The sequence below is a fragment of the Exiguobacterium sp. EF_C8 genome (genome assembly GCF_054956715.1).
Genome location: NZ_CM143264.1, coordinates 439,042 through 464,235 on the forward strand (window position 1 = coordinate 439,042; position 25,194 = coordinate 464,235).

The window sequence follows — 25,194 nt, forward strand, 5'->3', positions numbered from 1 at the left end:
AGGGAACGAACATGGAAACCGTCATCCAACAATATGGACTGGATACGATTTTAACGGAAGAGACGCGCGCTTGGTTGCGTGAAGAAACCTTCCGAAAAGGAGAACTCCTCTGTACGACCGGTGCGACAATCGACCGGATGTACTTCATCGTCGCAGGCAAGGTCAAGATTTCTGCTGCTTCGTCAGAAGGGAAACAACGGATTTTACGATTCAAAACACCACTGACAGTGATTGGTGACGCCGAGTTCATCAATGAACGAGAAGTGTTGAATACAGTTGAGGCGGTGACCGATGTCGAGGTGTTGAGCGTACCGTATGCGATTTTACGCGAGCACAATACAACGAACGTCTTTCTGCAATTTTTACTACGAACAATTACAGCGAAGTGGTATGCCGACTCGAAATCAGCGTCGCACCATGTATTGTATACAGTTGAAGAGCGATTTGCAGGGTATTTGTTGTCGATCGCTTCTGAAGCCAGTGACAGTTTATTTTATCAGGAGATGCGGACGTCGAACCTGCATGACGTTGCTGACTGGCTTGGAACAAGTTATCGCCATCTCAACCGGATCATCACGAAATTATCTGAAGAAGAGATTCTCGTTCGACGACGCGGGAAAATCATCATCGTCGATCTGGAGCGGATTCGCGAGAAGGCGAACGGCAACAGCTATGAGTAGGGAGGAACGAACATGGTAATAGGCATCGTGTGTGCCGTATTGGCAGGGATGCTAATCAGTTTACAGACGGTATTGAATGCTAGGATGAGTGACGCGTTTGGCGCTTGGGCGACGACGACGCTGGTCTTCTTTGTCGGTTTCGTCGGAGCAAGTGTCACGTATGTTCTGTTTCGTGGTGGAACAATCGGACAGATTCAAAACGTATCGCCACTCTATTGGTTTGGTGGACTTGTCGGTGTCGGCGTCGTTTTTTGTGTCATGCGTGGGATTCAGTTACTTGGTCCGTCCGTCGCGATCTCTGTCGTTCTGATTTCGCAGTTAAGCTTTGCTCTCGCTGTCGATACGTTCGGCTGGTTCGGTTTACCACAAATTGATTTATCATTCGGTCAGCTCGTCGGTCTCGCCGTCATGGTATGTGGGATCTTCGTTTTGAAGCGGTATCAAGTCGTAGCGCCGGAACAACAGGCAAAGGATCAGATAGAACGTGTTTCGTAATAACCGAATACAGAACGAGGACGGTGGCATTCCATTCCACTGTCTTTTTTTTTGATTAGTTTTCGACCTGGATCATGCGTTTTCTGAAGTAGAGTGAGAGGACAAGGATAAGAAGACCACAGTACAACATGATCGTCGTGATTGAAACATGAAACGACAGTAGAAAAGAGAGAAGCGCATAAGATAATGGAACGAGACCGTTTGACGCGGCATTCACGACACTCATGACACGTCCCATCGTCTGTTCCGCACACTGAGACTGGATGAACGTAATGAAGCGAATATTGATGATGGAAGAAAGGACACCAAGTGATAACAGGATGATCAGGTACAACAAAATCTGCTGGGCTTGACTAAGCAGGAAGAAAAGCAAACCTAAGGCGCCAATTAATCGGACCGATGAGGTAAGCCCATTTGCTTTCGTCTGCGCAAAACCACTCCAGAGCGCCCCTCCGAGCATTCCCATTTGATAAGCCCCTTGCATATAACTTAAATCCATCGCATCTCCTTGGAGCACATCATGAACGAGTAAGGGGATTCCGAGTAAGAGTGGTCCAAAGAAAAAGAAATTGACACAGATGACAAGAAAAAGTGTCTGCTTGAGTTGCTGAAGGTGAAAGACGTAATGTAGCCCTTCTTTTAGTTCAAAGAGAGCTGAATGCTGAAGCGATCGCTTGATCTTAGATTCGCGAATACCATACGTGAAAAGGAGCGTCAGACAGAGTGTGCCGAAAATCACGAGAAAGACGTGCGAGTAAGAAGAATAGCTGAGGATGACTCCACCAAGAATCGGACCTGAAAAGAGGGCGATTTGATTAGATGTCTGAATCAGTGAATTGGCTTTAGTGAGTTGTTCTTTAGGAACGAGTGTAGGCAGTAAGGAAGCATTCGCCGGCGAAAAGAATGCATCCACACTACCGAATAGAAAGGCGAATCCTAAAATCGTCAGCAATGTAAGCTGATCGGTATGAAGTAATGCGAGAAGACAGAGAATGAAACTGATCCGTAAAGCGCTCGAGATGCGCATGATCGTCGAACGTTTATAGCGATCGGATAGGACGCCACCGAATAACATGAGAAAAATACGGGGTAACAAGGTGGCCATGAGGACGAATCCAAGATATGACGCCTGGTTTAGTGTATGGATGACATACCATTGTTCAACAAACAGATAGGTTGATAGGGAGAGGGCAGAGCACATACCGGACCCCCATAAAAATAAAAAAGATCGATTTTTAAACAGCGATGGTTGCGTATCCATTTCAACAGGCAGCATATGGCACCTCCGGTTTAGACGTCGTCATTCTCAAATAGTGGTTCATCAATTGCAAAGGCAGTCGTCATGATATAGAAGTGTTTTTTATCTTCTTCGTCTAGTGAAGGGGACCGTGTGAACTCGTCCAATAGAGCACGATATTTGGTAGCAAATTGCCGAAAATTGGCTTCAGACATCGTCAGTTCCTTTTGAAGCGATAAGCTCATCCAGTCTTCAACGTTTGAAGACACAGGAGAAAAAGCAGTAGTTGGAGCGGTGAGGACGCGTGTCTTTGCTCGGTCCAATACCTCAAGATACGACTGCCGGGTCGCTTCATTCGTCTCGACGAAGTTCAGTAGATGATCGGCAGGAATGTAGCCTCGAGCAATCGCTTGATAGTATTTCAATAGATTGCCGCCTTGTTCTTCTGTTCGAACGAGGCGAATCAAGTCATGCTTTTCAAGTTCCCGTACGTGATAAAGGACCTTTGCGCGCGATAACGTTAGCAAGTGGGCCAACTGATGCACCGTATGCGGTTTTTCAACGAGAAACATGAGGATTTTTGTTCGTAACGGATCACTGATCACTTTTAACTGTTCATAGTTCTCTAATATGTGAATCGCTTTTTGTTCCATTCAATCATCTCCTTTTTAACCGGTTAATTTTTATTAACCGTAAAGCAAAAGCTTCTTTTTGTAAACGATTACAAATTTATGTAAGGGTAACGACAAAAGATAAAGCAGTTGGTTTACATACAAAAAACTGACTTCATTGACATCTCGATCCTCCACCTTCTACTAGAAAGTATAGGAAAAAGGAGATGTTTGAAATCAGTCTCAGCTACTATATGTGGTTCGAGGCAGTTAGACCGTCGTCGTATCTTTCCATTCCTGTTCGATGAAAGCATCACGGCCAGAAGCAACACGATCTTTTTTATAGTGTTCTGGATTTTTCTTATGGAAGTCTTGGTGGTACTCTTCCGCTGGATAAAATTCAGAAGCGGCATCAATCCGCGTCACGATTGGCTGTTTGAAACGGTTGCTTGCAGCAAGAGCGTCACGAGAAGTAATCGCAGCTTCATGCTGCGCATCCGTATGATAGAAGATTGCTGGCGCGTACTGCGTACCGCGATCTTGGAATTGACCTTCTGCATCCGTCGGATCCGTTTGGGGCCAGTAGAGTTCAAGTAAACGCTCGTACGGGAACAGGCTCGGATCAAACGTGATTTGGACGACCTCGAGGTGTCCCGTCGTTCCTGTTTTGACTTGCTCGTATGTCGGGTTATCGACGTGTCCGCCCATGTAACCTGATACGATTCCCTCGATTCCTGGTAATTCTTCAAATGGTGTCACCATGCACCAAAAACATCCACCTGCAAATGTTGCTTTTTCCATCTGTCTCTTCCTCTCCGTGGGAAATCCCCATTGTATGTCTGACAGCGAGAAAACGAAAACGACTCCTTCGCTTGGTTGCAAAAGGAGTCGCCGCTTTTTATCAACCAAAGCTTTCGCTTTGCTGGTCGTAGCACCTTGCTATGCGCAGGTTGCTGGGACGTCATCGATCCAGATCTCTCGGTCCACTCTTGATAAGGGTATATGAAGTTGATGTCATTCGTTATCATTGTTGTGATGATACCATTCACACAGAAATAAAGTCAATCCTTAGGTTTCAAGGCACGTAAAACCGTCGCTCCGAGTGTCTTCGCACCTATCAACAACGCTTGTTCATTGATCTCGTACTGTGGATGGTGCTGCGGATAGTTGACGCGACCGTCCGTATAGCCAGAGCCGGTAAAGAAATAACTACCCGGGACGTGTGTTAAGTAATGTGCGAAGTCGTCCGCCGCCATCATTGGTGTGAGTGCCCGGACGGATGCTTCCGGTAAGAAAGCAGCAGCTTCCTGAACGAGTTTTGTCTCATCCGGGTGATTCCAGAGCGCCGGGTAACCAGTCGTGAAGTCAATCGAATACGAAGCACCGATGCCGGCACACGTCGTCTTAGCGACAAGATCGACTTCTTGCCGGAGCTGATGCCGAAGTGTCTCATTGAACGTTCGGATTTCCCCGACAATGCGTGCCTCACCCGTAACGATATTTGGTGCTGTTCCTGCATGGAAAGAACCGATTGCGAGAACAGCCGGCTCAAACGGATCAACCCGTCGACTAACGAGATGCTGTAAGTTGCAGACGAGTTGCGCTCCAGCGACGAGAGCATCTTTTGTTTTATGCGGTGCCTGGGCATGACCACCTTGACCATGGACGATGATTTCGAATTCGTCGATCGCACACAATGTATGTCCTTCCCGGAACCCGATCGTGCCAACCGGTAAATCATTTTCGAGATGTGTCGCGAAAATTGCATCGACCCCTTCGAGGACGCCGGCTTCGATCATTTGGATTGCTCCACCGGGAAAGACCTCTTCTCCATGCTGGTGGATGATCCGAATCGTTCCTTGCAATTGATCGCGTAACGGATAGAGTGTAGCAGCAAGGGCCATCACGATCGCCGTATGACCATCGTGTCCACATGCATGCATGACACCGGGATGGATCGACCGGAAGGCAAGCGTCGTCTCTTCTTGAAGTGGTAAAGCATCAAAATCGGCACGGACCGCAATCGTCGGACCAGGCTGTTTGCCTTCGATCGTCGCGACGACACCACGACCTCCGACGGCTGTTTGATGAGGAATGCCCTGTTCTGCGTAAAAGGCGGCAATCCGTTCTGGTGTGCGGACTTCCTGGAAAGAGAGTTCCGGGTGTCGATGAAAATCGCGACGTAACGCGATCATTGTCGGTTCGAATTGTTCGAGTGCTTCAAAAAGTTGAGTTTGCATGTTCAAGCTCCTTTAACGTGTGTCTTTTCGCGAAAATGGGTACAGATACAGGTAATCACGAAAGGGGATAATGTAACATGGGAGAAATCGTCGTCAATGCTGTACTTACAATCAAAGCTGGACTTGCGGATCAAGTCTTCCCGATTTTACAAACGGTTTATCATGCTTCACAAAAAGAAGAAGGATGCTTACGTTATTCCTTGCACCAATCGATCGAGGATGAGCATCAATTCATGTTGTATGAAGTGTATCGGGACGAAGAAGCGCTTGAAGCGCATATCGCATCCGACCACTATAAAGCCTACCGTGAACAGATCGAATTATACTTGATGGACCGACAAGTGGCGAAATACGTCGAGATGACTTTCTGACGTGTTGCGATAAGAAGAGACGAACCCGTCGAAACCGACGGATTCGTCTTTTTTATTACATCGATTTAAAGCCGAGGAAATGCTCCTGCCAACGCGGTTCATAGATTGAATTGATTTGCAGCTGTGAACCACCCGCATGGATGAAGTGTTCGTTATCAAGCATGATTCCAATATGCGATGGACCGTCTGTATAGGTGTTCTGGAAGAAGACGATATCTGAGCGTTTACCACTTGAGATGCTCGTCCGGCGATTCGTGAAGAACGCACCATACCAGTAGCCACGAACGTTCGTCCGACCACCGTATTTTCCAGCTTGGTTCGTCGCATAGTGAATCAGTCCGGAACAGTCGAAGCCACCGTTTACGGCATCTTGCGAACCCCATGTGTAGGGTGTTCCGATATGCTGGACGGCTGCTTGGATCAGCTTTTCACCACGCGTATTATTCTTTTTGACGACTCGTTTATCCGACGTGATCGTCACGGCGGATACCGGAAGATAGACAGGTGTCCAACCTGATTGGATGACATAGAAATTTCCGACCCGGTGACGCGGATAGACGCGTTTGCCTTGTTCAACAAGTCCACTGCCTTTTGGGCTCGTCGGACTTGCGAAAAAGGATGTCGTCTGTTTGACGGTATAGATTTTCGCCCGGTCGATCGCTTTTTGTGCCAGGCTCATATCGGGTTTACTCGTGCTGATATAAGGGTTGAGGACATAACCGGTTTGACCACTGACTAAGCGGACTTGCCAAAAGTCATCATCAATCGATTTCAAACCGACTAATTTCGTCCCTTTCTTCAAATAAGCGGCCGGACGACTGTAAGCGACGTCGGCAGAGAAGAGGGGAGTTTGATCTAGATGAACATAAAACGTCGTCCCTTTTTTTGCTTTTGCCATCGGTTTGTTCAGTCCGATACGACTCGAATCGACGAAACCAAAGGTATTTTTGTATTTGACACGTGTATAATAACCGCTTTTTCCGTAGATCGAGATCGAGACACCTTTTTTTAATGTACCGATTTTTTTACCCGACAGTTTTGCCTGCGACCGGATGACGACGTCGTCTTCTGTCACGTAACGTTGACCAGAGACATCATACAGATCCGGCTTTTTCGTGACGAGATCCGTCGTCTTGACGTAACCGTAGATCGATCCTTTTTTCAAGCGTGTGTAACTACCGCTCGTTCCGTAAATCGTCAATTGATCAGCCCGTTTAACAGTATAGACTGTTTTACTGCTCGTCGAAGCCGACGTATAAACAGACAGGTTGCGTTTCGCGTATCGTGTCCCGGTTGATGCATAGACTTTTCCAGTACCGAGATCAGCTGTCTTGACGTAAGCATGAATCCCGCGGAAGTTGATTCGACTATAGGCACCGTTCGTCCCGTAAACGGTCAGTAAAGTATTCGTTTGATGTTGCTTTAAGATAGGACTTGAAGATTTGGCATCCGAATAGATGGGTGTAGCGCGCTGAACATAGAGGCGTGCGGTCTTCGGATAGTACTTTAGTGTCCCAAGATGTGCCGTCAACACATAGGCGTAATCGTCGTTTCGTTTGATTCGTGTAAACGAACCCTCGATTCCGTACGTCTGAAGCGAGGTATTTACAGAAATCGATTGAAGGACTTTCCCTTTCGTAGTCGCAGTAGCATAGACTGTCGTCTGCTGTTGGACGTAACGCACCCCTGTTTCCGGATGGTTCACGATTGGCGTATCTGCTAAATCAGTCGTCAATACGAAAGCGTAACCCGTTTTAGTCGCCACACGCGTAAAAGTACCCGTCGTACCAAACGTTTCGAATGCTTGATTTTGAACGATGGCTGTCTTTGTACTCGTCGTCTTCGGCTCAACGAAAAGTGAAGTTGTTCGTTTAATATAACGCAGTCCTGTTTCCGGATAATTTTCGACCGGCGCATCTGCTAAATCAGTCGTCAATACGAAGGCATAACCTGTTTCAGTCGCCACGCGCGTAAAGGTACCTACCGTACCGAATGTCTCGAATGATTGATTTTGAGTGACGGCTGTCTTCGTACTCGTCGTCTTCGGCTCAACGAAAAGGGAAGTTGCTCGTTTGACGTACTGTGTTCCAACCAATTTCGGAAGTTGCTCGAGTTGTGTCGTAGGTACGTAGACGTATTGCTCTTTCCATTTCAGGCGTGTGAACGTGTCAAAAGTGCCGTATGTATCGATTCGCTGATAAGCGGGAAGTGTCGTCACGACGGTGGAGTCAAAAGGTGAAGCGACTAATGAGAGTGGACTTTTCGAAGTCAACGTTGCTTGTTTTTGGAAGACAGGCGCTGTTTGCGTTAACGCACTTGTTGCGACATAAGCAATTCCTTCTTGCCAACTGACACGAGTGAAGTCACCGTCCGTATCGAGCGTCTTGAATGTCATTCCTGCTGGTAGTTGTTGGATGACAGCGGTAGAGTCAGCTGTTTGTAGCAATGCGGTATTCTCTTTCAAATAAGCCGTTCCTGTCGTTTCTGTGACTGTTTGTACTTCTGCCGTCGGTTGAGCAGGTGGCGATTCAGCGAAAGCAGGTGCGGGTAGAACCGAGCTCAACATCAATGTTGCAGCGAGTCCAGCAACATGAGCAGTCCATTTTTTCATCAAGAGGTTCACTCCAATTCTTAAAATTTGTCATTAGGAATAGTGTAGCATGCGCTTGTTTAAAAATTGATGAAAATCAAAAAAATAGGAGATTGGGCATAAAAAAACGGTATGCCGAAGCACACCGTTTGAAGTCATATTTTAGTCATCGTCCTCATGATCGACTTGCCATTCCCAGTCGAGCATGCCGTAAATTAAAGAGTCGCGCCAGTGGTCTTCTAAATAGACCGTCTCGCGAAGCTGTCCTTCCTTTGTCATACCGACTTTTTGTAAGACACGTTCAGAAGCGACGTTCCGTGGATCACATGTCGCTGTGATTCGGTGTAATTCTAGTTTTTCAAAACCGAATTGAAGAAGGAAAGAGGCAATTGACGTCGCGTACCCATTTCCCCATTCATCGGGTGAGAGGACATATCCGATTTCGGCGATTTTATGTTCCACGTCTGTAATGACGAGTTCACCGGCACCGATGACGACGTCACTTGGAAATGTCACGGCAAAGACATAACGACGTCTTGGTGTCTCGAGTTCACTTTCTAGTGCATCGTGCAGGAATTGTTTCGTATCGGTCTCGGAATTCGGTCCCCACGACTGAAATTGGCTGACGATGGGTTGTGACGCATAGGCGTGGACCGCTTCTACGTCTTCCGGTGTAAAACGACGAATCCGAAGTTGGTCATTGATTTTATAACGCATGCAGCATCCTCCTCTTTCAGATGAAGTCACTTTAATTCTATTAGACAAATCGAAGACGAATTCCTGTTTGACACGGGAAAAAGGGCGTGCTAGGGTGGACGTATCGAATGAAATAGGCAGTATCCTCTAGGGTTCCGTACGGCTGGACCGAGGGAGGAACATGGACGTTTGTCCATGCAACGGAGGGATAAAAGCCCGGGAGTAAAGCGAATCGTCTCGCTTGCTCCCGGGCTTTTTCATTTGAAATCATCTATTAGGAGGCAATTACTATGGCAAAGTATTGGATCGGGATCATTATCGCAGCGTGTTTTGAAGTCGGTTGGGTCATCGGGTTAAAACATGCGGCAACACCATTCGAATGGGGAGCGACAGTCATCTGTATCATCGTTAGCTTCACCGTATTGATTAAAGCAAGTAACCATTTACCGGTCGGAACGGTCTATGCTGTCTTCGTTGGTCTCGGGACGGCAGGGACGGTCTTGACGGACATCGTGTTGTTCGATCAAGCGGCTTCCGTGATGAAATTAGCATTGATCGCTGTCTTACTCGTTGGCGTCATCGGTCTAAAATTAGTCAGTGGAGAGGAGAAATCAGCATGAGTTGGGTGTATTTAGTCATTGCCGGAATCTTTGAGATGTTTGGTGTCGTCTTGATCAATACATTTAATCAAAATAAGAATGCGAAGAATCTACTGTTGATGGGAACAGGGTTCGGACTCAGTTTTCTATTCTTGACGCTTGCAATGAATGGCTTACCGATGGGAACAGCGTACGCGGTCTGGACAGGAATTGGAGCAGCGGGCGGAGCGATTCTCAGCATGGTGCTTTATAACGAATCAAAAGACTGGAAACGGCTCGTCTGTATCGGTCTTGTCTTAAGTGCGACGATCGGTTTAAAACTTGTCGGCGAATGACCGTTTACATGTCAAACAGATGACGTTTTAACGGAACGCATATTTTTTGGCATATTTTAATGCAAAAGAGGAAATACTCCTTATAGAAGCCACGCATGACAAATCGTGTTAATAAGGGGAGAACATCCATGAAAACGAAACAATATATCGGAACGTTCTATTCAGAAGACGAATTGATCTCAAAAATGGACGAACTACACATTCAAGGACATCGGGAAGAAGACTTTTACGTGATCGTCAAGGAGAAGTCGAATATCGCACTCGTCCGTAGCCAGATGGACGCAGAAATCGCGACAACAAAACCGTCTTGGATGGACCGGATTCGTGGGAACAAAGGTCGTGATCAAGAAGTCGATGATCTGTTCGAGTCACTTGATCTATCAGATAATGAAATCGAACAACGAAAAACGGAAGTCGAAGGTGGGGGCTTTGTTCTGTTACTTGAAGTCCAAGACATCCAGTTCGATCCACATTTAAATACAGACAACACACATCCTGATGTAAAAGTCCGTTATGGTAGTGGAGAAGAAACGCATACGTCATCAGACGCTAATTCTAACGCACAGCTTGGCTCAGGTAATTCGCTTGACGTTGATAAGGATTCAAAGGAAGAGCACGCGGAGATTGATTTGCATCGCGCAGGTACCGATAAGATGCCGCAAGACGAGCAAGCAATCGATCATTCGAAAAAGCTCGATGGAAACCGAGAACCGAATATTGCGATGCGTCGGGATGATGATTTCCGGCGTCCAGAAACAGAATACGAGGAAAAAGAACAGGATGCAACGCAAGACGGTGAAGAACATCGTCAATCCAAACATCAATCGAATGACATTGCCAAGCAAGACCATGGAAATAATTTAGACCGCTAAAATAATAGAATGGAATCACACGTCAGGGTCATAATCGAAGAAGGTACCTTTCGGATAAAATCTGAAAAGTACCTTCTTTTTGTATGGAGATAAAACGAGAATCGTCTCGTTTTATTTATCATCCGGATTTGATCCTGTACGCACATTAGCGTTCAATTGATCAATCGCTTGCATATCAGTGTCTGACAAGCTGAAGTCGAAGACATCGAGATTTTCGCGAATCCGGCTTGGTGTGACGGATTTCGGAATCGCGACGATGTCATGTTGCAAGTGCCAACGGAGAACGACTTGAGCAGGTGTTTTCTGATGACGGTCGGCGATATCGACGATGACCGGATGCGTCAACGCATCGCGTCCTTTCATCAACGGACTCCATGCTTCGACGACGATACCTTGCTTGCGGCAAAAGTCTCGAATCGCTTCTTGGCTAAGAAACGGATGGAGTTCAATCTGATTGACGGCAGGAACAACCGATCCTTCGGCTAAAATTCGTTCCAAGTGAGGAATATGGAAGTTCGAGACACCGATGGCACGCGTCTTCCCTTCTGCATAGAGATGCTCGAGCGCTCGCCATGTCTCGACATAGCGATCTTCTTTAGGCATTGGCCAATGAATCAGATACAAATCAACATAATCAACGCCGAGCTTTTGCAGACTCGTCTCAAAAGCGGCAAGTGTCTCTTCATAGCCATGATCGGAATTCCAGACTTTCGTCGTCAGAAAGATCTCTTCCCGGGGAATACCCGAGTCACGCAGAGCACGACCGACGCCTTCTTCGTTCTCATAAATCATCGCCGTATCGATTGAGCGATACCCGGCGCGAAGCGCTTCGCTGACCGCTTCATATACTTCTTCTTCCGGTACTTTAAAAACACCATATCCGAGTTGGGGCATGCTGATACCGTTATTTAACGTGATCTGTTGCATCGATTCATCGACTCCTTTATAGTAAATTCTTTTCTTGTCTAGTGTACGCGCTCCTCCTATAAAAATCGAATGATTGCCGAAGCGCGTTCTTTTGCGTATACTGAGCGATAACAAATATTAGGAGGCGATTCTGTGATTCGACAAGCTGTTTTACAATACATACATGAGGAACACGCACTCGATCAACTCGAAGAAATAATAGGTAACCGTTCGGCAGTCTTGATTCATGGACGTCAAGCCTACGAAGCAGCTGCTTTTGCTTTACCGGATGTTCCCCGCTTTTTATTTGAAGGACATTGTACGGATCAACAGGTGGCATTCTTCAAACAAGTATGTGCTCCGTATGATGTGATTCTCGCACTCGGAGGTGGGAGTGTCATCGATACGGCAAAACAGGTCGCGTTTCAATTACAACGTCCTGTCATCGTCATTCCGACGATTGTCTCGAACTGTGCGCCGTGGACTCCACTCAGTGTCATGTATAACGAACAGGGACAGTATATTCGATTTGACACGTTTCCTGTCGTGATTGAAGCTCTTTTACTCGATCATCGTATCATCGCAACGAGTCCGTATGATTATTTTGTCGCCGGACTCGTCGATACGCTAGCAAAATGGTATGAAGCACGTGCCTTGAGTGGGTCTACAGCAAGCGATCCCGTCATCGAGACGGCACTCCGGACAGCTGAGCGATGCAAGGACCTCATTTTGTCGACGAATGTGACAGAAAAACGTTTTCGTGAATATCCAGCTGAAATCCAATACCTCGTCGAGACCGTCATTCCATTAGCCGGAAGCATTGGAGGTTTTGGTGATGCGGCGACACGCGGTGCAATCGGACACGCGGTACATAACGCATTATCTCCTTATCCAGAAACTCATGCGTTCTTACATGGGAGTAAGGTCGGTTACGGGTTACTCGTCCAAGAGAAGCTGCTCGGACATGATGATGATTATATAGAGTTGCGTGACTACCTTCTTGCACAAGAGCAGCCAACGACACTCACTGATTTCGGAGTTTCGCTCAACATTGTCGAAGCACTTGCTTTTCAAACATCGAAAGAGGAGCTGTGCCGTCTGTTGCGTCCAATCGTATCAGTAGAACAACTAGTCGATGCCATCACACAGAACGAGACAGTTTCCGTTTCGACTTCTTAACCTAAAAATACGCACATGTTCCGTCAGACGGTCCATGTGCGTATTTTTATTGTGCTTTCGCCAAATGAGCGTAAGGAGTGGGACGACCGAGTAGGTATCCTTGACCAAGATCAAAGCCGAGTTCGCGGCAAAAATCGAGTTCTTCTTGACGTTCGATGCCTTCAGCTAAGATTTGAATCCCCATTTCTCGCGTTAGATAACGGGCTTTTCGTAAGAACGCTTCGTTCTCTGAGTTCGTATCGCAGTGATCGATGAAGGAACGATCGATCTTAATATAATCCGGTTGAAGCAAGGACAACATATCAAGTGTTGAGAAACCAGCGCCGACATCGTCTAGTGCCACTTGAATGCCTTGCTTTTTATACTGTTCGAAGACGTGTTTCAAATGGTTGACGTCTTCAATTTTTTCCGTTTCGACGACTTCGAAGACAAGCCGACTTGGATCAACTTGATAACGCTCAACGATTTCAAACGTATGGCGCAGGCAGTACTCCGGATTATAGATCGTCGAAGGGAGAAAGTTGATGAACGTTTTTGTTGTGCCACCGATATGATGTGTCGCGCGAATCGCTTCTTCGCGCGCCCGTTGATCAAGCCGAGAATGAAGCCCCATCTTCGATGCTGTTGAGAATAGGACACCTGGTGAGATAGGAGTGTTGTCATCTGCTGCTCGCAGTAATGCTTCATTCGCAACGAGTACATTTTGTTGAATATCATAAATCGGTTGCAAATGGCTCGTCATGACACCGTGTTGGATAAAATCAATTGCTGACCGATGCTTTAGTTGTTCTAGAAGTGCTGAAGCTAGAATGGGTGCTGTCACATAACGCGATTGTGTGGCGCGACAGGATACCGAATAATCCGCTACACGCAAGAGCGATGTTAGTAACTGTTCGAGTTGTTCGAACGATTGATAGGAATAGATTTCTGGTGTTGGTGATTGGATATGGAGTGCTCCAGCTTCGACGAAACGGATTGATGTCGTACATTCGGCGCAAGGATGCCACATAAAAGATGTCCACCTCTCGATACATCAAAAGATGTATTTATTAAATTGGTTAAACTCTTTACCCTGAGAGAAAAAGAAATTAAACCTATTTTTCATAATCATTGACCTCATATAAAAAAGAGAAGGGAACGACGGATGCATTTCCGTACGTTCTCTTCTCTATCGGTCACATGATTTCATTGTGAAGTGTAAAATATCCAGAAAGCGAGATGCAACACAGCTGCAAGTGGCACCAACCATTGAAATTTCGCTTTCCGTGTCTTGTGCCGGACTGTATACATACCGATCCAAGAACCAAGCGCACCACCGAGAAAAGCAATCGTCAATAGTGTCGCTTCCGGTGTCCGGTAAGCATGTTGTCGTGCTCGACGTTTATCCTGCCACATCGAGCCAAATCCGATGAGTGTCAGGAGGATGTAATAGCCTAAGATAATCCTCATGAAAACCGACTCCTTTTCTAACGTTCGGCACCACCGCCGCCGGAACTTCCGCCACCACCACGACTACCGCCGTTTCCACCACCGCCACCGCGCATGATTGCGGAAAAAATGTTCAAAATTGCAAAGAAGAACATACCGCCAGTGAACTTCATATCGAGGAACAATAAGATCAGTAATCCGGCACCGATCAGAATCTTCGTCCACAGCGGAAGCCCACCATCATTTTGAGATTTCGGAGGGTCTTGCGACTCAAGCGACTGATCTTTTGAAATGACACTGACTACAGCTTTGTATGTTTCGCTTGCTGCTTTTCCATACTGACCATTCTCTTTATAAGGAACCGCGTATTGATCGAGGATACGACCGGCCGTGATATCGGTCAGAACCCCTTCGAGTTTATAACCGACCTCGATCCGAAATTGGCGATTCTTTTCGTTCGGAGCGACGACGACGAGTACACCATTGTCTTTTCCTTTTTGACCGATTCCTTGTCGCCGGAATGTTTCATTGGCGTAAGAACTTAAGTCCTGTCCTTTTAGATCGGGAACCGTCTTCAGCACGACTTGCGCCGTCGTGTACTGTTCGAGTTCCTGACCGAGTTGCGCGAGTTCGGCTTCTTCCGACGGTGTGAGCAACTGAGCATCATCTTGAATGAAAAAGGCTGCTCCCGTTCGTTCTGAAACGGCACTAGCCGTCGGAACGAAGAGGAAGAAGACGAGGAACGCGCTCAACAGAAGTCGCGTCCACCGCCGAATCATTTCGAATCACTGTTAAAGTCGACAGTCGGATTTTCTCGGTCGCTGTCTGAAATTTCGTAATACGGCTTTTTCTCAAATCCGAATGCAGAGGCATAGAGTGCTGTTGGGAAGCTCCGACGTTTTTTGTTATAAAGCGTCACGGCATCGTTGTAATCCTTGCGGGCGATCCCGAGACGATTTTCTGTTCCTTCCAGCGTATCCATCAATGATTGGAATCGTTCGCTTGATTTTAGTTCCGGATAAGTGGTTTGCAAAGCAATCAATCCACGAAGCGAAGACGTGACTTGTTGATCGGCTTCAATCCGTTGTTCGGTTGACGCGGCGCGCGCAAGACCAGCTTGAGCTTCAGCGACTTTGCCGTATACTTTTTCTTCTTGACCCGCGACACCTTTGACCGTTTCGACGAGGTTCGGAATTAAATCCGCACGACGCTTGATCTGGTTATCGACTTGCGACCATTTATTCGATACATCTTCTTCTACATTGACGAGGCTGTTGTATTGGCCGATTGCTAAAAACGCAATCACGACGACGACAACGACTCCGATGATTAATGGGAGTTTTGATCGACTCCGACTTCTGCGTGCCATATGGCGTTCACTCCTTTAAGTATGTCTCATCCCTATATACCCTTAACCGAATGAATTAGTTTCAAAAAAAATAAAAAACCGTCAGCTAAAATAGCTAACGGTTAGAATTTACATGTAGACGATGACAGCAAGAACAGCTGCTAAGACAAGACGGTAGATCGCGAACGGGACGAGTTTGATCTTGTTGATCAGCTTCAAGAAGAAACGAATCGATAAGAGGGCAAACACGAACGATGCGATAAATCCGACGGCATAGAAACCGAAATCACTCGCATGAATGTTATCCCAGTTCTTAACGAGTGAGAGGAAACTGGCACCGAACATGATCGGTACGGCCATGATGAACGTGAAGTCAGCTGCCGTCCGGTGATTCATGCCGAGGAAGACCCCTCCTGAAATCGTTGAACCAGAACGGGAGAAGCCAGGCCAAAGGGAAATACATTGGAACAGACCGACGAATGCTGCTTGGCGATATGTAATCTGATCAAGCGATGTCGTTTTCGGTTCCTTTGGTCCGAGTTTGTCGGCTGCAATCATCAAGAGGGCACCGACCGCAAGACCGATGATGACTGTTTCAATCGAGAAGAGGTTCTCATCGATGAAGTCTTCGAATAACAATCCGAGAATAGCAGCAGGTAATAGACCGATCAAAACGTGACGTAGTTTTAACTTGTGTGTACCTGTCGCATCGTGTTCTCCTTCAATTTTATACAGACCAATCAAACTGAAGAGACGTTTCCAAAAGACGACGATGACCGCAAGGATTGATCCGAGCTGGATGACGACCTTAAAGGTGTTCGCTGAGTATTTACCGAGAAATTCGGTTGTTTGTAACCACATGTCATCAACGATGATCATATGACCTGTTGAAGAGACAGGTGCGAATTCCGTCATTCCTTCGACGAAACCGAGTAAAAGAGCTTTCAAGAGTTCAATGATATGCATGGTAATCTCCTTCTATAATGATGTGCTATGTAAAAACATATCATGTTTTATTCTTGTGAGATAGAACCAATCGGAATATCGGGCGCAGGTCTGAGGGAACGTGACCAATCTGATCCGTGAAGACGCACTTCGATCATAGAAAGCAAGAGAGACGAAATACTTAGGACAGCAACGCAAACTTCAAGACGAAGTTTGTGTGTAGGACGGCATCTTGAATAAAATCCTCCGCTTATCACACAAGGTCAGGACAACTTCAAATTGAATAATGATTTGAATGGGAATAGATAAACGAGCAGTGGAGGATTCAATCCACTGCTCGTTGCTTTTGAGCTCAACCTAAAGCGACATCGAGAATCATCATGACCGTGAAACCGACCATTAGACCAAGTGTCGCTAAATCGGATCCGTTCTCTGCTTGTGATTCCGGAATCAATTCTTCGACGACGACGAAAATCATCGCACCAGCAGCAAACGATAACGCATATGGTAGAAGTGGTTGAACGAAGAAGACAGCCGCCGCACCGACCATCGCGGCAATCGGTTCAACGATTGCTGACAATTGACCGTAATGAAAGGCACGCCGGCGCGACATCCCTTCACCGCGTAACGGAATCGATAACGCAGCACCTTCGGGCATGTTTTGAATGCCAATCCCGAGTGCGAGTGTCAAAGCCCCGGCGACGGTCGCTCCGTCCATATTCAAGGCAGCGGCACCAAAAGCGACACCGATCGCAAGACCTTCCGGAATGTTATGCAACGTGATCGCAAGAAACAGCAACGTCGTTTTCTTAAGTCCTGTTGAAGGACCTTCAGCTGTTTCAAGTGGTGCGGATAAGTGCAAATGCGGTGTGACGAAGTCAAGGAGACGGACGAAAAATCCACCCGCAAGGAATCCAATTGCAGCAGGAATCCACGCGATGCCACCGTCCTGCTCCGTGAATTCGATCGCTGGGGCGAGCAAAGACCAGAATGAAGCGGCGATCATGACACCGGCTGCAAAACCAAGCATCATGTTCATGACGCGTTTTTCAATCGTTGTAAAGACGAAAACGAGTGCCGCACCAAGTGCGGTTAATCCCCAAGTCATCATACCGGCAAGTAATGCTTGCACGACGACGGGGAGGGAAGTGAACCAATCCAACATGACTATTCCTTCTTTCCGGGCACGATTTGAAGCGGCTATCTGTATGAAAGCTTACCCGTTTTCGATCCGAACGATTCGTGTGAAGGAGATTTCTACTGCAACACGACCACGCAGAAAGAGAACAGAACGTTCAGGCTCTAGCCGTTCAACAAAACCGACGACCGTCACGTAGCTACTTTCCTTATAATACGTGATTTCGAGTTCGTTTCCTTCTATTAAAGCCTCTTGAAGTAGAAAGTGCCACGATTCTTGCAGTTGTTCATCGATTTCAGGCAAGTCGATCTGATGCATTTGGACATAATACTCCCGGAGCAATTGCAAGTGCTCCGGCATGAGAAAAGGGATCCACTTTAAATTCCCTCGATCACGATACGCTGTCATGAAGATCACCTCCTGGATGACCGCCAACGAAACGAAGCCGCCGTTTGGCGACGCTCGTATCGAGAAACGAGACAGCGAGACGAATCGTTCCTTTCCCGTAGCGGAGGTTAACGATGTCCATTGCTTTTAATAACCGCCGCCGCTTCCAGAGTCGCGTATTATCCTCGAACAAGGATAACTGTAAGGTGCCTTGATCGGCAGTTAGATGTCCCACTGCGACAGATAAAAAACGAACGGGTTCCCCGTCAAGCCAATTCGGTTCGAATAATTGTAAGACATGACGCAGAATGATTCGCTCATCGGATGTCGGATAAGGCAACCGGACTTGACGCGAGAAGCCACTTCGGACGACGTTTCGAGAATAGCGGACACCGATATGAACAGTCCAACCAACTTGATTCGAAAAGCGGCAACGTGCCGCAACATCCTGCACGAGTTCGTTGAGCACATTCCGGATACGTTCGAATTGATAATAGTCCTGCATCAAGGTCACACCGTGTCCAATCGTCCGTTGAGGGGCTTTCTCGAACAAATGGCGAGGGGCAAGCAGTGTCGGTGACGCGTCAAGACCCCAAGCGTGGTGCCATAGTTCGGCGCCGATGACACCGAAGCGTTCATGTAACTCTTCGACTGGGCGCATGGCAAGGTCACCAATCGTTTCAATCCCCATCATCTGCAGATGTTGTTCCATGCGGTGTCCGACTCCCCACATCTTCCGAATCGGAAAATCATGGAGACGTCGTGCGACATCAGCGTATCCACATTGTGCGATGCCTTCTTTTTTCCCGATTAAGTCAAGCGTCAGTTTCGCGATGACGTTATTTGGACCAATCCCGATGCGGACGTGAATGCCGGTCTGCTTCAGAATCGCTTCTTGAATCTTTTTGGCAGCTTGCAGATCGGAACCAAACAGGCGATCGGTTCCAGTCATGTCAATGAAACTTTCGTCAATCGAATAGACACGAATCGCTTCAGGTGGGGCAAATTGATGCAGGACATCTAAAACACGAATCGACGTTTTCATATAAGCGAGCATGCGCGGTTCGACGAGTTGAATCGTACGACGAATGGCGTAGGGTAATTGCTCGATTTCGTACAGTCGACCGGCTGTCTTGATTCCAAGCGCTTTTAAGGCGGGAGTAGCGGCGAGAATGACGGATCCGCTTCGTTTTAAATCGGAGACGACCGCAAGACGTGTCGTTAAGGGAGGGAGATTGCGATACTGGCATTCACAGCTGGCGTAGAAGGAAACACTGTCAACACAAAAAATACGTTTATTCTGTGGTAAAACGACGGAAGGAAACATTTGAATCACTCCTTTACATAAAAGAACATATGTTCTTATTTTGATTTTCTTTGACTATAGCATGGTCTCAAAGTGTCTCAAAATAAAAAACTGTTGAAAAAAGAGGGAATTCGAACGATTGACCCTTATGCAAAAGGAGTTTGATACACTAAAGGAGAGAAAAAGGGGGAATTTCTATGAAAGAGATCGTTATCCGTTTACCAGAATTACCGAAAACGCTTCAAGCAGAGACGTTCGATCAAGTCGAAATCGACGATCCATATCTGAAAGGAGCACGTTATGAAAAGGAGTCGATGCCTGTCGAACTGACGGAGCGTATCGATGCCTATCAAGTATGTTTTCAAAATGTCTCGTTCGCGAACCTCACCTTTGACCGCGGTTCGTTCGAAGATATTCGTTTCGAGCAATGTGACTTAACAGGATGTCACTTCCAAGAAACCCGTTTTCACCGCGTGTCTTTCGTCGGATGCCGGATGACGGGTGTTCAGTTTGAAGATTGTACGCTTGATCATCTGACGATCGAAGAAGGACTCGCAGACTATGCCCAGTTCATTCGTAGTACTGTCCGTCATCAGCATTGGAGTGAAACGACGATGAAAGAAGCACAGTTCTTCGAAGTGAAACCGACCCATTGGAAACTCGAAGCGGTCCGGCTTACTGATAGCCAATGGATTGAAACACCATTAAAAGGTCTTGATCTCCGGCAGACGGAACTCTCTGGTATCACAATCGATCCGCGATTTTTACCGGGCGCAGTCATTACGGAAGAACAAGCAGTCGCCTTCGCTCGATTATTAGGATTGGTCATTCCATGAAAAAAGTCTCTTTTCGATGAATTTCGAAAAGAGACTTTTGATTTGTTCTTAAAATGACATCGTTTCGCCATCTTCCGGAATGAGGAAATGGGCAGAGAGGTGGAAAGCAGCTAAAAAGTCAGCAATCATGTCGCGCCGTAGGAGACAGTGATTGACGGACTCGAGGTGCGAGACGATGATCGTTGCTTCCGCTGCTGCTTCGTGTACGGCAAGGAGATCACGCTGCGACATCGTGATCGGTTCTCCCGTCAGAAACTGGGCAGCCCCACTGTTGACGACGATGATATCTGGTGTATGTTGTTCAATCGCATGCGCGACCTCGTCACACCAGATCGTATCACCTGCGATATAAAGCGTCGGTTCGTCCGGATGCGTGAGGACGAGTCCGGAGACATGTCCCATTCGTTCACCGATTTCACCGACACCATGCTGTCCACCTGTTCGATGGACCTGGATATCACCGATCGTCACACCGGAATCGAAGGAAGAGACGTTCGTGAAGCCGGCTTCTCGGATTTGCCGTGCGTCTTCTTCTTGCTGCGCATAGAATGGCAAATGCTTGGGTAGAAATTGTTTTGCAGCATCATCGAAATGATCCGCGTGCAGATGCGTGACGAAGACAGCGTCAGGATCGAGCAGTGTCTTAACATCGACCGGTAAGTCGACGAGTGGATTGGCGACGGCATTCGGCGTTTGACCGAAAGGAGGTAAACTGCCTTTTTCGCCGAGAAACGGATCGATTAGTAAAACTTGATTGGCATACGTGACGACAAGCGTCGCATTACGAATTTGTTGAATATCCATTAGGTTCATCCTCTCTCAATGACTCGGATTGATTATTCCCTGTCTGGCATTCAATGAATCCTATCGTAAGCGTTTCTCCATCGCCATGACATCGACGTAGTCGCCGTTCAAGCGACCTTGTTCCTTAAATGTCCCAACAATCCGGAATCCGGAACGGATGTAGAGCTTTTGTCCGATTTTATTGAACGGGAAGGTAAAGAGAATCAGCTTATGCATCTGATGATCGCGCGCATGTTGTTCGGCAGTTTCTAACAACTGTGTCCCGATCCCTTGTCCGCGATGTGTTCGAGTAATGTAGACGGAAATCTCACCAACTGTCGCATAGACAGGACGCGGGTTATACGGATCAAGAGAAATGAAGCCGAGGACACCTGTCTCATCTTCTGCGACATATCCAGCGTAGCGATGCGTACGCTCTGCATACCACTGGGTCATGAACGATAAATCTTTTCGATCCGTCTCAAGCGTTGCGATTCGGTCTTCGATGCCTTCATTATAAATGGATAGAACGGCGGGTAAATCATGTTCCGTTACAGGACGAATATGCATGTTGCTCACTCCCCAATCGCTTTTCCCTCATTATATCTGTTACGTGTCGATGTAGTGATATGTTTGTGAGATAAGAAAAAGCGCCGATTCTCCTTATATAGAAGAAATCAACGCTTTTGTCGTTCTTAAGAGACCGTGGATGTCTCGTTCTCGTAAATTGGAACCCACCCATCTGTCGTGACGAAAATTCGAACAGCGACGACTTTCCGATCCTCTTGGAGCGTAAAGTAGTGGCGTGTATTGACAGGAACAGAAATCAAATCACCAGGATTGAGTTCGATGTTATAGTAGCCGACTTCTTCGTCTTTGATCGCGAAGACGCCGTGACCGCTTACGATGAAACGGACTTCATCATCCGTGTGATGATGTTCTTTCTGGAAGTTGACGAGCAACTCGTCAAGGTTCGGTGTCGTATCCGAAAGTGAAATGATATCAGCTGTCTGATATCCACGACGTTCTGATACGTCTTTGATTTCTGGAGCGAACGTATCGAGAATCGTTTGTTTGTCGGCATCCGTCAGTGTGAAGTTCTCAACGAGAGGTGCTGGTAGTTTTGAGACGTCCCATTGTTCGTAAAGAACGCCGCGCGATGCGAGGAAGTCAGCGACTTCCGTTTGATCCGTATACCGTGTGTTTGTTTCTTGGAATAAGACTGTTGCCATGAGATGATTCCTCCTTTTAATAGATAGATTGACGGCATGATTGCAACGTCAACGTATAGTTGAATAAAAACTCGAAGGCTTCGAGGTGTTTCTTTGCTTCAAAGGCGGTCGGTGCCCAGACCGTGATTCCGTGATTGCGAATCAGGACGGCACCGCTGTCCGCTGTGACATATGGCGCAAAAGCAGCAGCGAGTGTCGGGATGTCCGCGTGATTCGGAATGATCGGCACCGTGACCGTCGCATCTTCTTCCCAGTGACCGAGTGCCTTGATGATTTCTTGACCGGAGAAGGTGATACTTCCCTGATCGCCATATAACTCCGAAATCACATTGTTCGCAATCGTATGGACATGCAGGGAACATCCGGCGTTCGTTCGGTTGAACACTTCGACATGGAGCAATGTCTCAGCAGAAGGGCGCCCGGATTGCTCGCCGATCAATTGACCGGTCGCATCGACATGAACGAAGTCGTCAGGAGTCGTCTGCCGCTTATCTTTCCCACTTGCCGTCACAAGAAATTCAATCGGAATACCGGACGTCCGAATGGCGAGGTTACCACTCGTACCAGGGAACCAATCGCGCGCTGCAAGTTCTTGTTTGATGGCGCGTAGTTCTTCATAGCGTCGCATGAATGTCATATCGTCACCTCCGATCGTGCTAAATCATGAACGATATCGTGGAACGTCTCAAAAGGTGTATAGGCGATATCATTTTCTTCACACAACGTGATCAGATAATCACGGGCATAGACACGATCCGCTTGTTTTGCGAGTTCGAAGTCCGTCACTGAGTCACCGATGACGATGATGACGTCATCGTCTTTGCATAATGTACGGGCAACGGATGTTTTACAACAGCCGCATCCCTTCGTGCAATGGGCATCGCAGGCGTGTGGCCAATCGATGTGGACGAATGGACCACTGAAATCGGCAATGTTACAGTAAATCTGCTCTTGCTCGAGGAACGGTGCTAAGATCGGTTCGACGAAAAAGTCCATTCCACCGCTAACAATCGAAAAATGGATTCCTTGACGACGACTGTACTGAAGCAACTCCGAAAATCCTTCGCGAATGACGGCGCGCTCCATCAAGAAATCAAGATAGTCCGCTTTACCGTCGGACGGCAGAAGCGCGAACATCTGCCCGACACCACTTTGGATCGATAACGTCCGGTCGAGCACGCCACGTTTCAACGGTTCGAAGTCATTCACTGGCACAAATACCTCCATGAGTGCAATGATGTTATCCTGCATCGTTACGGTACCGTCGAAGTCACAAAGAATTCGTAAGGTCATGACTTGATCCCCCAAGCGTCAAGCGCGACTCGTAATTCTTCATGTCGTGACGCAGCATTCGATAGGGATTCATTTGCGAGTGCCGCATCAAGTGCTTGACGAAAAGCGATAACACCAGCCGCAGCACCTTGTGGATGACCATGTACGCCACCACCAGCGTTGATGACGGAATCGATCCCGAAGTCGCGTACGAGTTGAGCGACGAGTCCTGGGTGAATACCGGCTGAAGGGACAGGGAAAATCGTTTTCGTCTGACCGAGGCGAGTCGCTTCGACCGCGATGCCGCGGGCGACGTCCTTCGGAAGAGCGACATTGCCGTAAGGTGACGGGAATAGCGTTAAATCTGCACCAGCAACGCGCGGTAATGTGCCAAGTAAGACAGGCGCTGCAACACCGTGGTTCGGGCTGGCAATCAATGCACCGCTGTAAGCCGGATGATTGAAAATGGGAACGTTGATCTCCGGATCACTTGCCAATTCACGTAAGACGTCGAGTCCGTATGTGAAGGTATTCAACAAGAAAGCAGTTGCTCCAGCGTCAATCAATCGTTTGGCTTGATCCTTGAGCGTAAAGACGGGACCACTAAGTGTGATCGCATACAACGCACGTTTACCGGTCCGGTGGAAATGAGCATCGATAACCTCACGTCCGATCCGTGCCCGATCAATCGTTGGTGTCAACGGATTGTCATATAGGATCTCATCGTCCTTGACGAGATCGATCCCACCAGCAAGTTGTCCTTCGAGTTGATCACGAAGGAACGATAAATCGCGTCCGATGACCCCTTTGAAGATGCTCATTAACAGTGGACGATCTTCGACACCAATCAAGGAACGAACCCCTTCGATCCCGAACTTCGCACCTGGAAAATCCGACGTGAATGTATCGGGTAGTAGCAATTCTGTTAATTTGATTTCACCGTCGAGTGAGAGTTTTCCGAAGACGGTCGTTAAGATCGCAGAAAAGTCGCGCGATACATTGTGTTCCGGGTAACGAATCGTGATATAGCCTTTACCGTCGCGCTCTTCCGTATGTACGACTTCTCCTTTGAACGAGGCGAGTTGTTGTTGCTCAAGATGATTCAGCTCCGTCCAGGAACCAACCGTCAGACCAAGCGCGAGTTGTTCGGCACGTTGCTCCAGTCGATCGCGGGCGGTCAATTGATAAGTAGCTGTGATGTAAGCCATGTCTTTCCTCCTTCAATAAAAAAATGGTCTCTCGTCAGCGACAAGAGACCATGAATGATTCGAACGTGGACTCTTATCTGTCAGCTTAGTAGCTGCAAGAATTAGCACCGTGCCAAAAGGTCGGTTGCTGCGACATCGTAGGGCTTGTCCCTCCGTCTGCTCTTGATAAGAATTGGATGAAATTGTGAAATCTAATTGCAATTTTTACATGAGAGTCACGACTTGTCAAACTATTTTTAGAAAATTTATTTTTTTGAAAATACTCTTTCTATAGATGGCATGAAAACGATGTCCATTTCTCCCTGATTTTAGTTTGACAGCAGGGAAGAGGATTGCGTAAGATTCAAATCAATATCACACACGACAACTACATACGACTCTTATCGCGAGTTGGCAGAGGGAATTGGCCCGATGACGCCGCAGCAACCGACCACTTGGCACGGTGCTACATCCAACAGACGTTTCGTCTGAGAGATAAGAGGACGCAGTGACTTTCCTGC

The 25,194-nt window shown here is 47.3% G+C and carries 29 protein-coding genes and 3 riboswitches; of the genes, 8 read left to right on the forward strand and 21 right to left on the reverse strand.

What is annotated here, in order from left to right:
* Window positions 1-11 precede the first annotated feature (11 nt).
* Entirely contained in the window at window positions 12-680 is a 669-nt protein-coding gene (locus tag ACY2IG_RS02395) for a Crp/Fnr family transcriptional regulator (protein WP_462618329.1), read from the forward strand.
* A gap of 12 nt (window positions 681-692) precedes the next feature.
* Entirely contained in the window at window positions 693-1,175 is a 483-nt protein-coding gene (locus tag ACY2IG_RS02400; protein ID WP_023467007.1) for a DMT family transporter, read from the forward strand.
* A 55-nt stretch (window positions 1,176-1,230) separates the two neighbouring features.
* On the opposite strand, the gene ACY2IG_RS02405 is transcribed toward ACY2IG_RS02400, so the two are convergent.
* The 4 genes from ACY2IG_RS02405 to ACY2IG_RS02420 all read right to left on the reverse strand — a co-directional run bounded on the left by ACY2IG_RS02405 (window position 1,231) and on the right by ACY2IG_RS02420 (window position 5,263).
* The gene (locus ACY2IG_RS02405; protein ID WP_462618330.1) at window positions 1,231-2,451 is read right to left on the reverse strand and encodes an MFS transporter; all 1,221 of its coding nucleotides are present in this window, start codon (window positions 2,449-2,451) and stop codon (window positions 1,231-1,233) included.
* 14 nt (window positions 2,452-2,465) lie between these two features.
* Entirely contained in the window at window positions 2,466-3,065 is a 600-nt protein-coding gene (locus ACY2IG_RS02410; RefSeq protein WP_462618331.1) for an ArsR family transcriptional regulator, read from the reverse strand.
* Window positions 3,066-3,293: 228 nt separating this feature from the next.
* Window positions 3,294-3,824: a peptide-methionine (S)-S-oxide reductase MsrA gene (gene msrA / locus ACY2IG_RS02415; protein WP_462618332.1), complete on the reverse strand. Its 531-nt coding sequence runs from the start codon at window positions 3,822-3,824 to the stop codon at window positions 3,294-3,296.
* A gap of 94 nt (window positions 3,825-3,918) precedes the next feature.
* Window positions 3,919-4,022: riboswitch (SAM riboswitch) on the reverse strand.
* Window positions 4,023-4,084: 62 nt separating this feature from the next.
* Window positions 4,085-5,263, reverse strand: coding sequence for a M20 metallopeptidase family protein (locus ACY2IG_RS02420; protein WP_462618333.1), 1,179 nt, complete (start codon window positions 5,261-5,263; stop codon window positions 4,085-4,087).
* Window positions 5,264-5,340: 77 nt separating this feature from the next.
* Here ACY2IG_RS02420 and ACY2IG_RS02425 point away from each other — a divergent pair, with 77 nt between their 5' ends.
* Complete coding sequence (locus tag ACY2IG_RS02425; RefSeq protein ID WP_035411012.1) at window positions 5,341-5,634, forward strand: putative quinol monooxygenase; 294 nt, start codon at window positions 5,341-5,343, stop codon at window positions 5,632-5,634.
* Window positions 5,635-5,689: 55 nt separating this feature from the next.
* Here the strand turns inward: ACY2IG_RS02425 and ACY2IG_RS02430 are convergent, their stop codons facing one another.
* Window positions 5,690-8,245, reverse strand: a complete 2,556-nt coding sequence (locus ACY2IG_RS02430) for an SH3 domain-containing protein (RefSeq protein WP_462618334.1) — start codon at window positions 8,243-8,245, stop codon at window positions 5,690-5,692.
* Window positions 8,246-8,386: 141 nt separating this feature from the next.
* Window positions 8,387-8,941: a GNAT family N-acetyltransferase gene (locus ACY2IG_RS02435; protein WP_035411009.1), complete on the reverse strand. Its 555-nt coding sequence runs from the start codon at window positions 8,939-8,941 to the stop codon at window positions 8,387-8,389.
* Between the two features lie 269 nt (window positions 8,942-9,210).
* On the opposite strand from ACY2IG_RS02435, the gene ACY2IG_RS02440 reads away from it, so the two are divergent.
* From ACY2IG_RS02440 to ACY2IG_RS02450, 3 genes are all read left to right on the forward strand, one after another.
* Window positions 9,211-9,540 (forward strand): DMT family transporter, encoded by a 330-nt coding sequence (locus tag ACY2IG_RS02440; protein ID WP_035411006.1) that lies wholly within the window; start codon window positions 9,211-9,213, stop codon window positions 9,538-9,540.
* A complete protein-coding gene (locus ACY2IG_RS02445; RefSeq protein WP_035411003.1) occupies window positions 9,537-9,854 on the forward strand; it encodes a DMT family transporter in 318 nt (105 codons plus the stop codon). The genes ACY2IG_RS02440 and ACY2IG_RS02445 overlap by 4 nt, the downstream gene beginning before the upstream one ends.
* 128 nt (window positions 9,855-9,982) lie before the next feature.
* Entirely contained in the window at window positions 9,983-10,726 is a 744-nt protein-coding gene (locus ACY2IG_RS02450) for a general stress protein (protein WP_056063752.1), read from the forward strand.
* 111 nt (window positions 10,727-10,837) lie between these two features.
* Here the strand turns inward: ACY2IG_RS02450 and ACY2IG_RS02455 are convergent, their stop codons facing one another.
* Window positions 10,838-11,653, reverse strand: a complete 816-nt coding sequence (locus ACY2IG_RS02455; RefSeq protein ID WP_056063749.1) for an aldo/keto reductase — start codon at window positions 11,651-11,653, stop codon at window positions 10,838-10,840.
* Between the two features lie 132 nt (window positions 11,654-11,785).
* Between ACY2IG_RS02455 and ACY2IG_RS02460 the strand changes: the two genes are divergently transcribed.
* A complete protein-coding gene (locus tag ACY2IG_RS02460) occupies window positions 11,786-12,811 on the forward strand; it encodes an iron-containing alcohol dehydrogenase family protein (RefSeq protein ID WP_308102135.1) in 1,026 nt (341 codons plus the stop codon).
* A gap of 46 nt (window positions 12,812-12,857) precedes the next feature.
* On the opposite strand, the gene ACY2IG_RS02465 is transcribed toward ACY2IG_RS02460, so the two are convergent.
* The 8 genes from ACY2IG_RS02465 to ACY2IG_RS02500 form a co-directional block, all read right to left on the reverse strand.
* Complete coding sequence (locus ACY2IG_RS02465; protein ID WP_290747937.1) at window positions 12,858-13,820, reverse strand: EAL domain-containing protein; 963 nt, start codon at window positions 13,818-13,820, stop codon at window positions 12,858-12,860.
* Between the two features lie 176 nt (window positions 13,821-13,996).
* The gene (locus ACY2IG_RS02470) at window positions 13,997-14,260 is read right to left on the reverse strand and encodes a DUF1294 domain-containing protein (protein WP_035410989.1); all 264 of its coding nucleotides are present in this window, start codon (window positions 14,258-14,260) and stop codon (window positions 13,997-13,999) included.
* 17 nt (window positions 14,261-14,277) lie between these two features.
* Window positions 14,278-15,018, reverse strand: coding sequence for a TPM domain-containing protein (locus ACY2IG_RS02475; protein ID WP_035410986.1), 741 nt, complete (start codon window positions 15,016-15,018; stop codon window positions 14,278-14,280).
* Window positions 15,015-15,608, reverse strand: coding sequence for a LemA family protein (locus ACY2IG_RS02480; RefSeq protein WP_029340715.1), 594 nt, complete (start codon window positions 15,606-15,608; stop codon window positions 15,015-15,017). The genes ACY2IG_RS02475 and ACY2IG_RS02480 overlap by 4 nt, the downstream gene beginning before the upstream one ends.
* A gap of 108 nt (window positions 15,609-15,716) precedes the next feature.
* Complete coding sequence (locus tag ACY2IG_RS02485) at window positions 15,717-16,553, reverse strand: undecaprenyl-diphosphate phosphatase (protein ID WP_035410984.1); 837 nt, start codon at window positions 16,551-16,553, stop codon at window positions 15,717-15,719.
* A 331-nt stretch (window positions 16,554-16,884) separates the two neighbouring features.
* Entirely contained in the window at window positions 16,885-17,697 is an 813-nt protein-coding gene (locus tag ACY2IG_RS02490; RefSeq protein ID WP_023467025.1) for a ZIP family metal transporter, read from the reverse strand.
* Between the two features lie 51 nt (window positions 17,698-17,748).
* The gene (locus ACY2IG_RS02495) at window positions 17,749-18,078 is read right to left on the reverse strand and encodes a YolD-like family protein (protein ID WP_035410981.1); all 330 of its coding nucleotides are present in this window, start codon (window positions 18,076-18,078) and stop codon (window positions 17,749-17,751) included.
* Window positions 18,062-19,384, reverse strand: coding sequence for a Y-family DNA polymerase (locus ACY2IG_RS02500; RefSeq protein ID WP_035410978.1), 1,323 nt, complete (start codon window positions 19,382-19,384; stop codon window positions 18,062-18,064). Before ACY2IG_RS02500 ends, ACY2IG_RS02495 begins: the two co-directional genes overlap by 17 nt.
* Window positions 19,385-19,560: 176 nt before the next feature.
* On the opposite strand from ACY2IG_RS02500, the gene ACY2IG_RS02505 reads away from it, so the two are divergent.
* Complete coding sequence (locus tag ACY2IG_RS02505; RefSeq protein WP_035410976.1) at window positions 19,561-20,199, forward strand: pentapeptide repeat-containing protein; 639 nt, start codon at window positions 19,561-19,563, stop codon at window positions 20,197-20,199.
* A gap of 48 nt (window positions 20,200-20,247) precedes the next feature.
* Here ACY2IG_RS02505 and ACY2IG_RS02510 read toward each other — a convergent pair whose 3' ends face one another.
* From ACY2IG_RS02510 to ACY2IG_RS02535, 6 genes are all read right to left on the reverse strand, one after another.
* Window positions 20,248-21,003 carry an MBL fold metallo-hydrolase gene (locus ACY2IG_RS02510; RefSeq protein ID WP_056063727.1) on the reverse strand — a complete coding sequence of 252 codons (756 nt, stop codon included), beginning with the start codon at window positions 21,001-21,003 and terminating at the stop codon, window positions 20,248-20,250.
* A gap of 60 nt (window positions 21,004-21,063) precedes the next feature.
* The gene (locus ACY2IG_RS02515; RefSeq protein WP_035410971.1) at window positions 21,064-21,552 is read right to left on the reverse strand and encodes an arsinothricin resistance N-acetyltransferase ArsN1 family A; all 489 of its coding nucleotides are present in this window, start codon (window positions 21,550-21,552) and stop codon (window positions 21,064-21,066) included.
* Window positions 21,553-21,677: 125 nt separating this feature from the next.
* Window positions 21,678-22,214, reverse strand: a complete 537-nt coding sequence (locus tag ACY2IG_RS02520; RefSeq protein ID WP_035410968.1) for a 1,2-dihydroxy-3-keto-5-methylthiopentene dioxygenase — start codon at window positions 22,212-22,214, stop codon at window positions 21,678-21,680.
* A gap of 16 nt (window positions 22,215-22,230) precedes the next feature.
* Window positions 22,231-22,851, reverse strand: a complete 621-nt coding sequence (locus ACY2IG_RS02525) for a methylthioribulose 1-phosphate dehydratase (protein WP_290747921.1) — start codon at window positions 22,849-22,851, stop codon at window positions 22,231-22,233.
* Entirely contained in the window at window positions 22,848-23,507 is a 660-nt protein-coding gene (locus tag ACY2IG_RS02530) for a 2-hydroxy-3-keto-5-methylthiopentenyl-1-phosphate phosphatase (RefSeq protein WP_462618335.1), read from the reverse strand. The genes ACY2IG_RS02525 and ACY2IG_RS02530 overlap by 4 nt, the downstream gene beginning before the upstream one ends.
* Entirely contained in the window at window positions 23,504-24,694 is a 1,191-nt protein-coding gene (locus ACY2IG_RS02535) for a 2,3-diketo-5-methylthiopentyl-1-phosphate enolase (RefSeq protein WP_462618336.1), read from the reverse strand. Before ACY2IG_RS02535 ends, ACY2IG_RS02530 begins: the two co-directional genes overlap by 4 nt.
* A gap of 70 nt (window positions 24,695-24,764) precedes the next feature.
* Window positions 24,765-24,866, reverse strand: a riboswitch (SAM riboswitch).
* A 205-nt stretch (window positions 24,867-25,071) separates the two neighbouring features.
* A riboswitch (SAM riboswitch) is annotated at window positions 25,072-25,175 on the forward strand.
* Window positions 25,176-25,194: the final 19 nt, after the last annotated feature.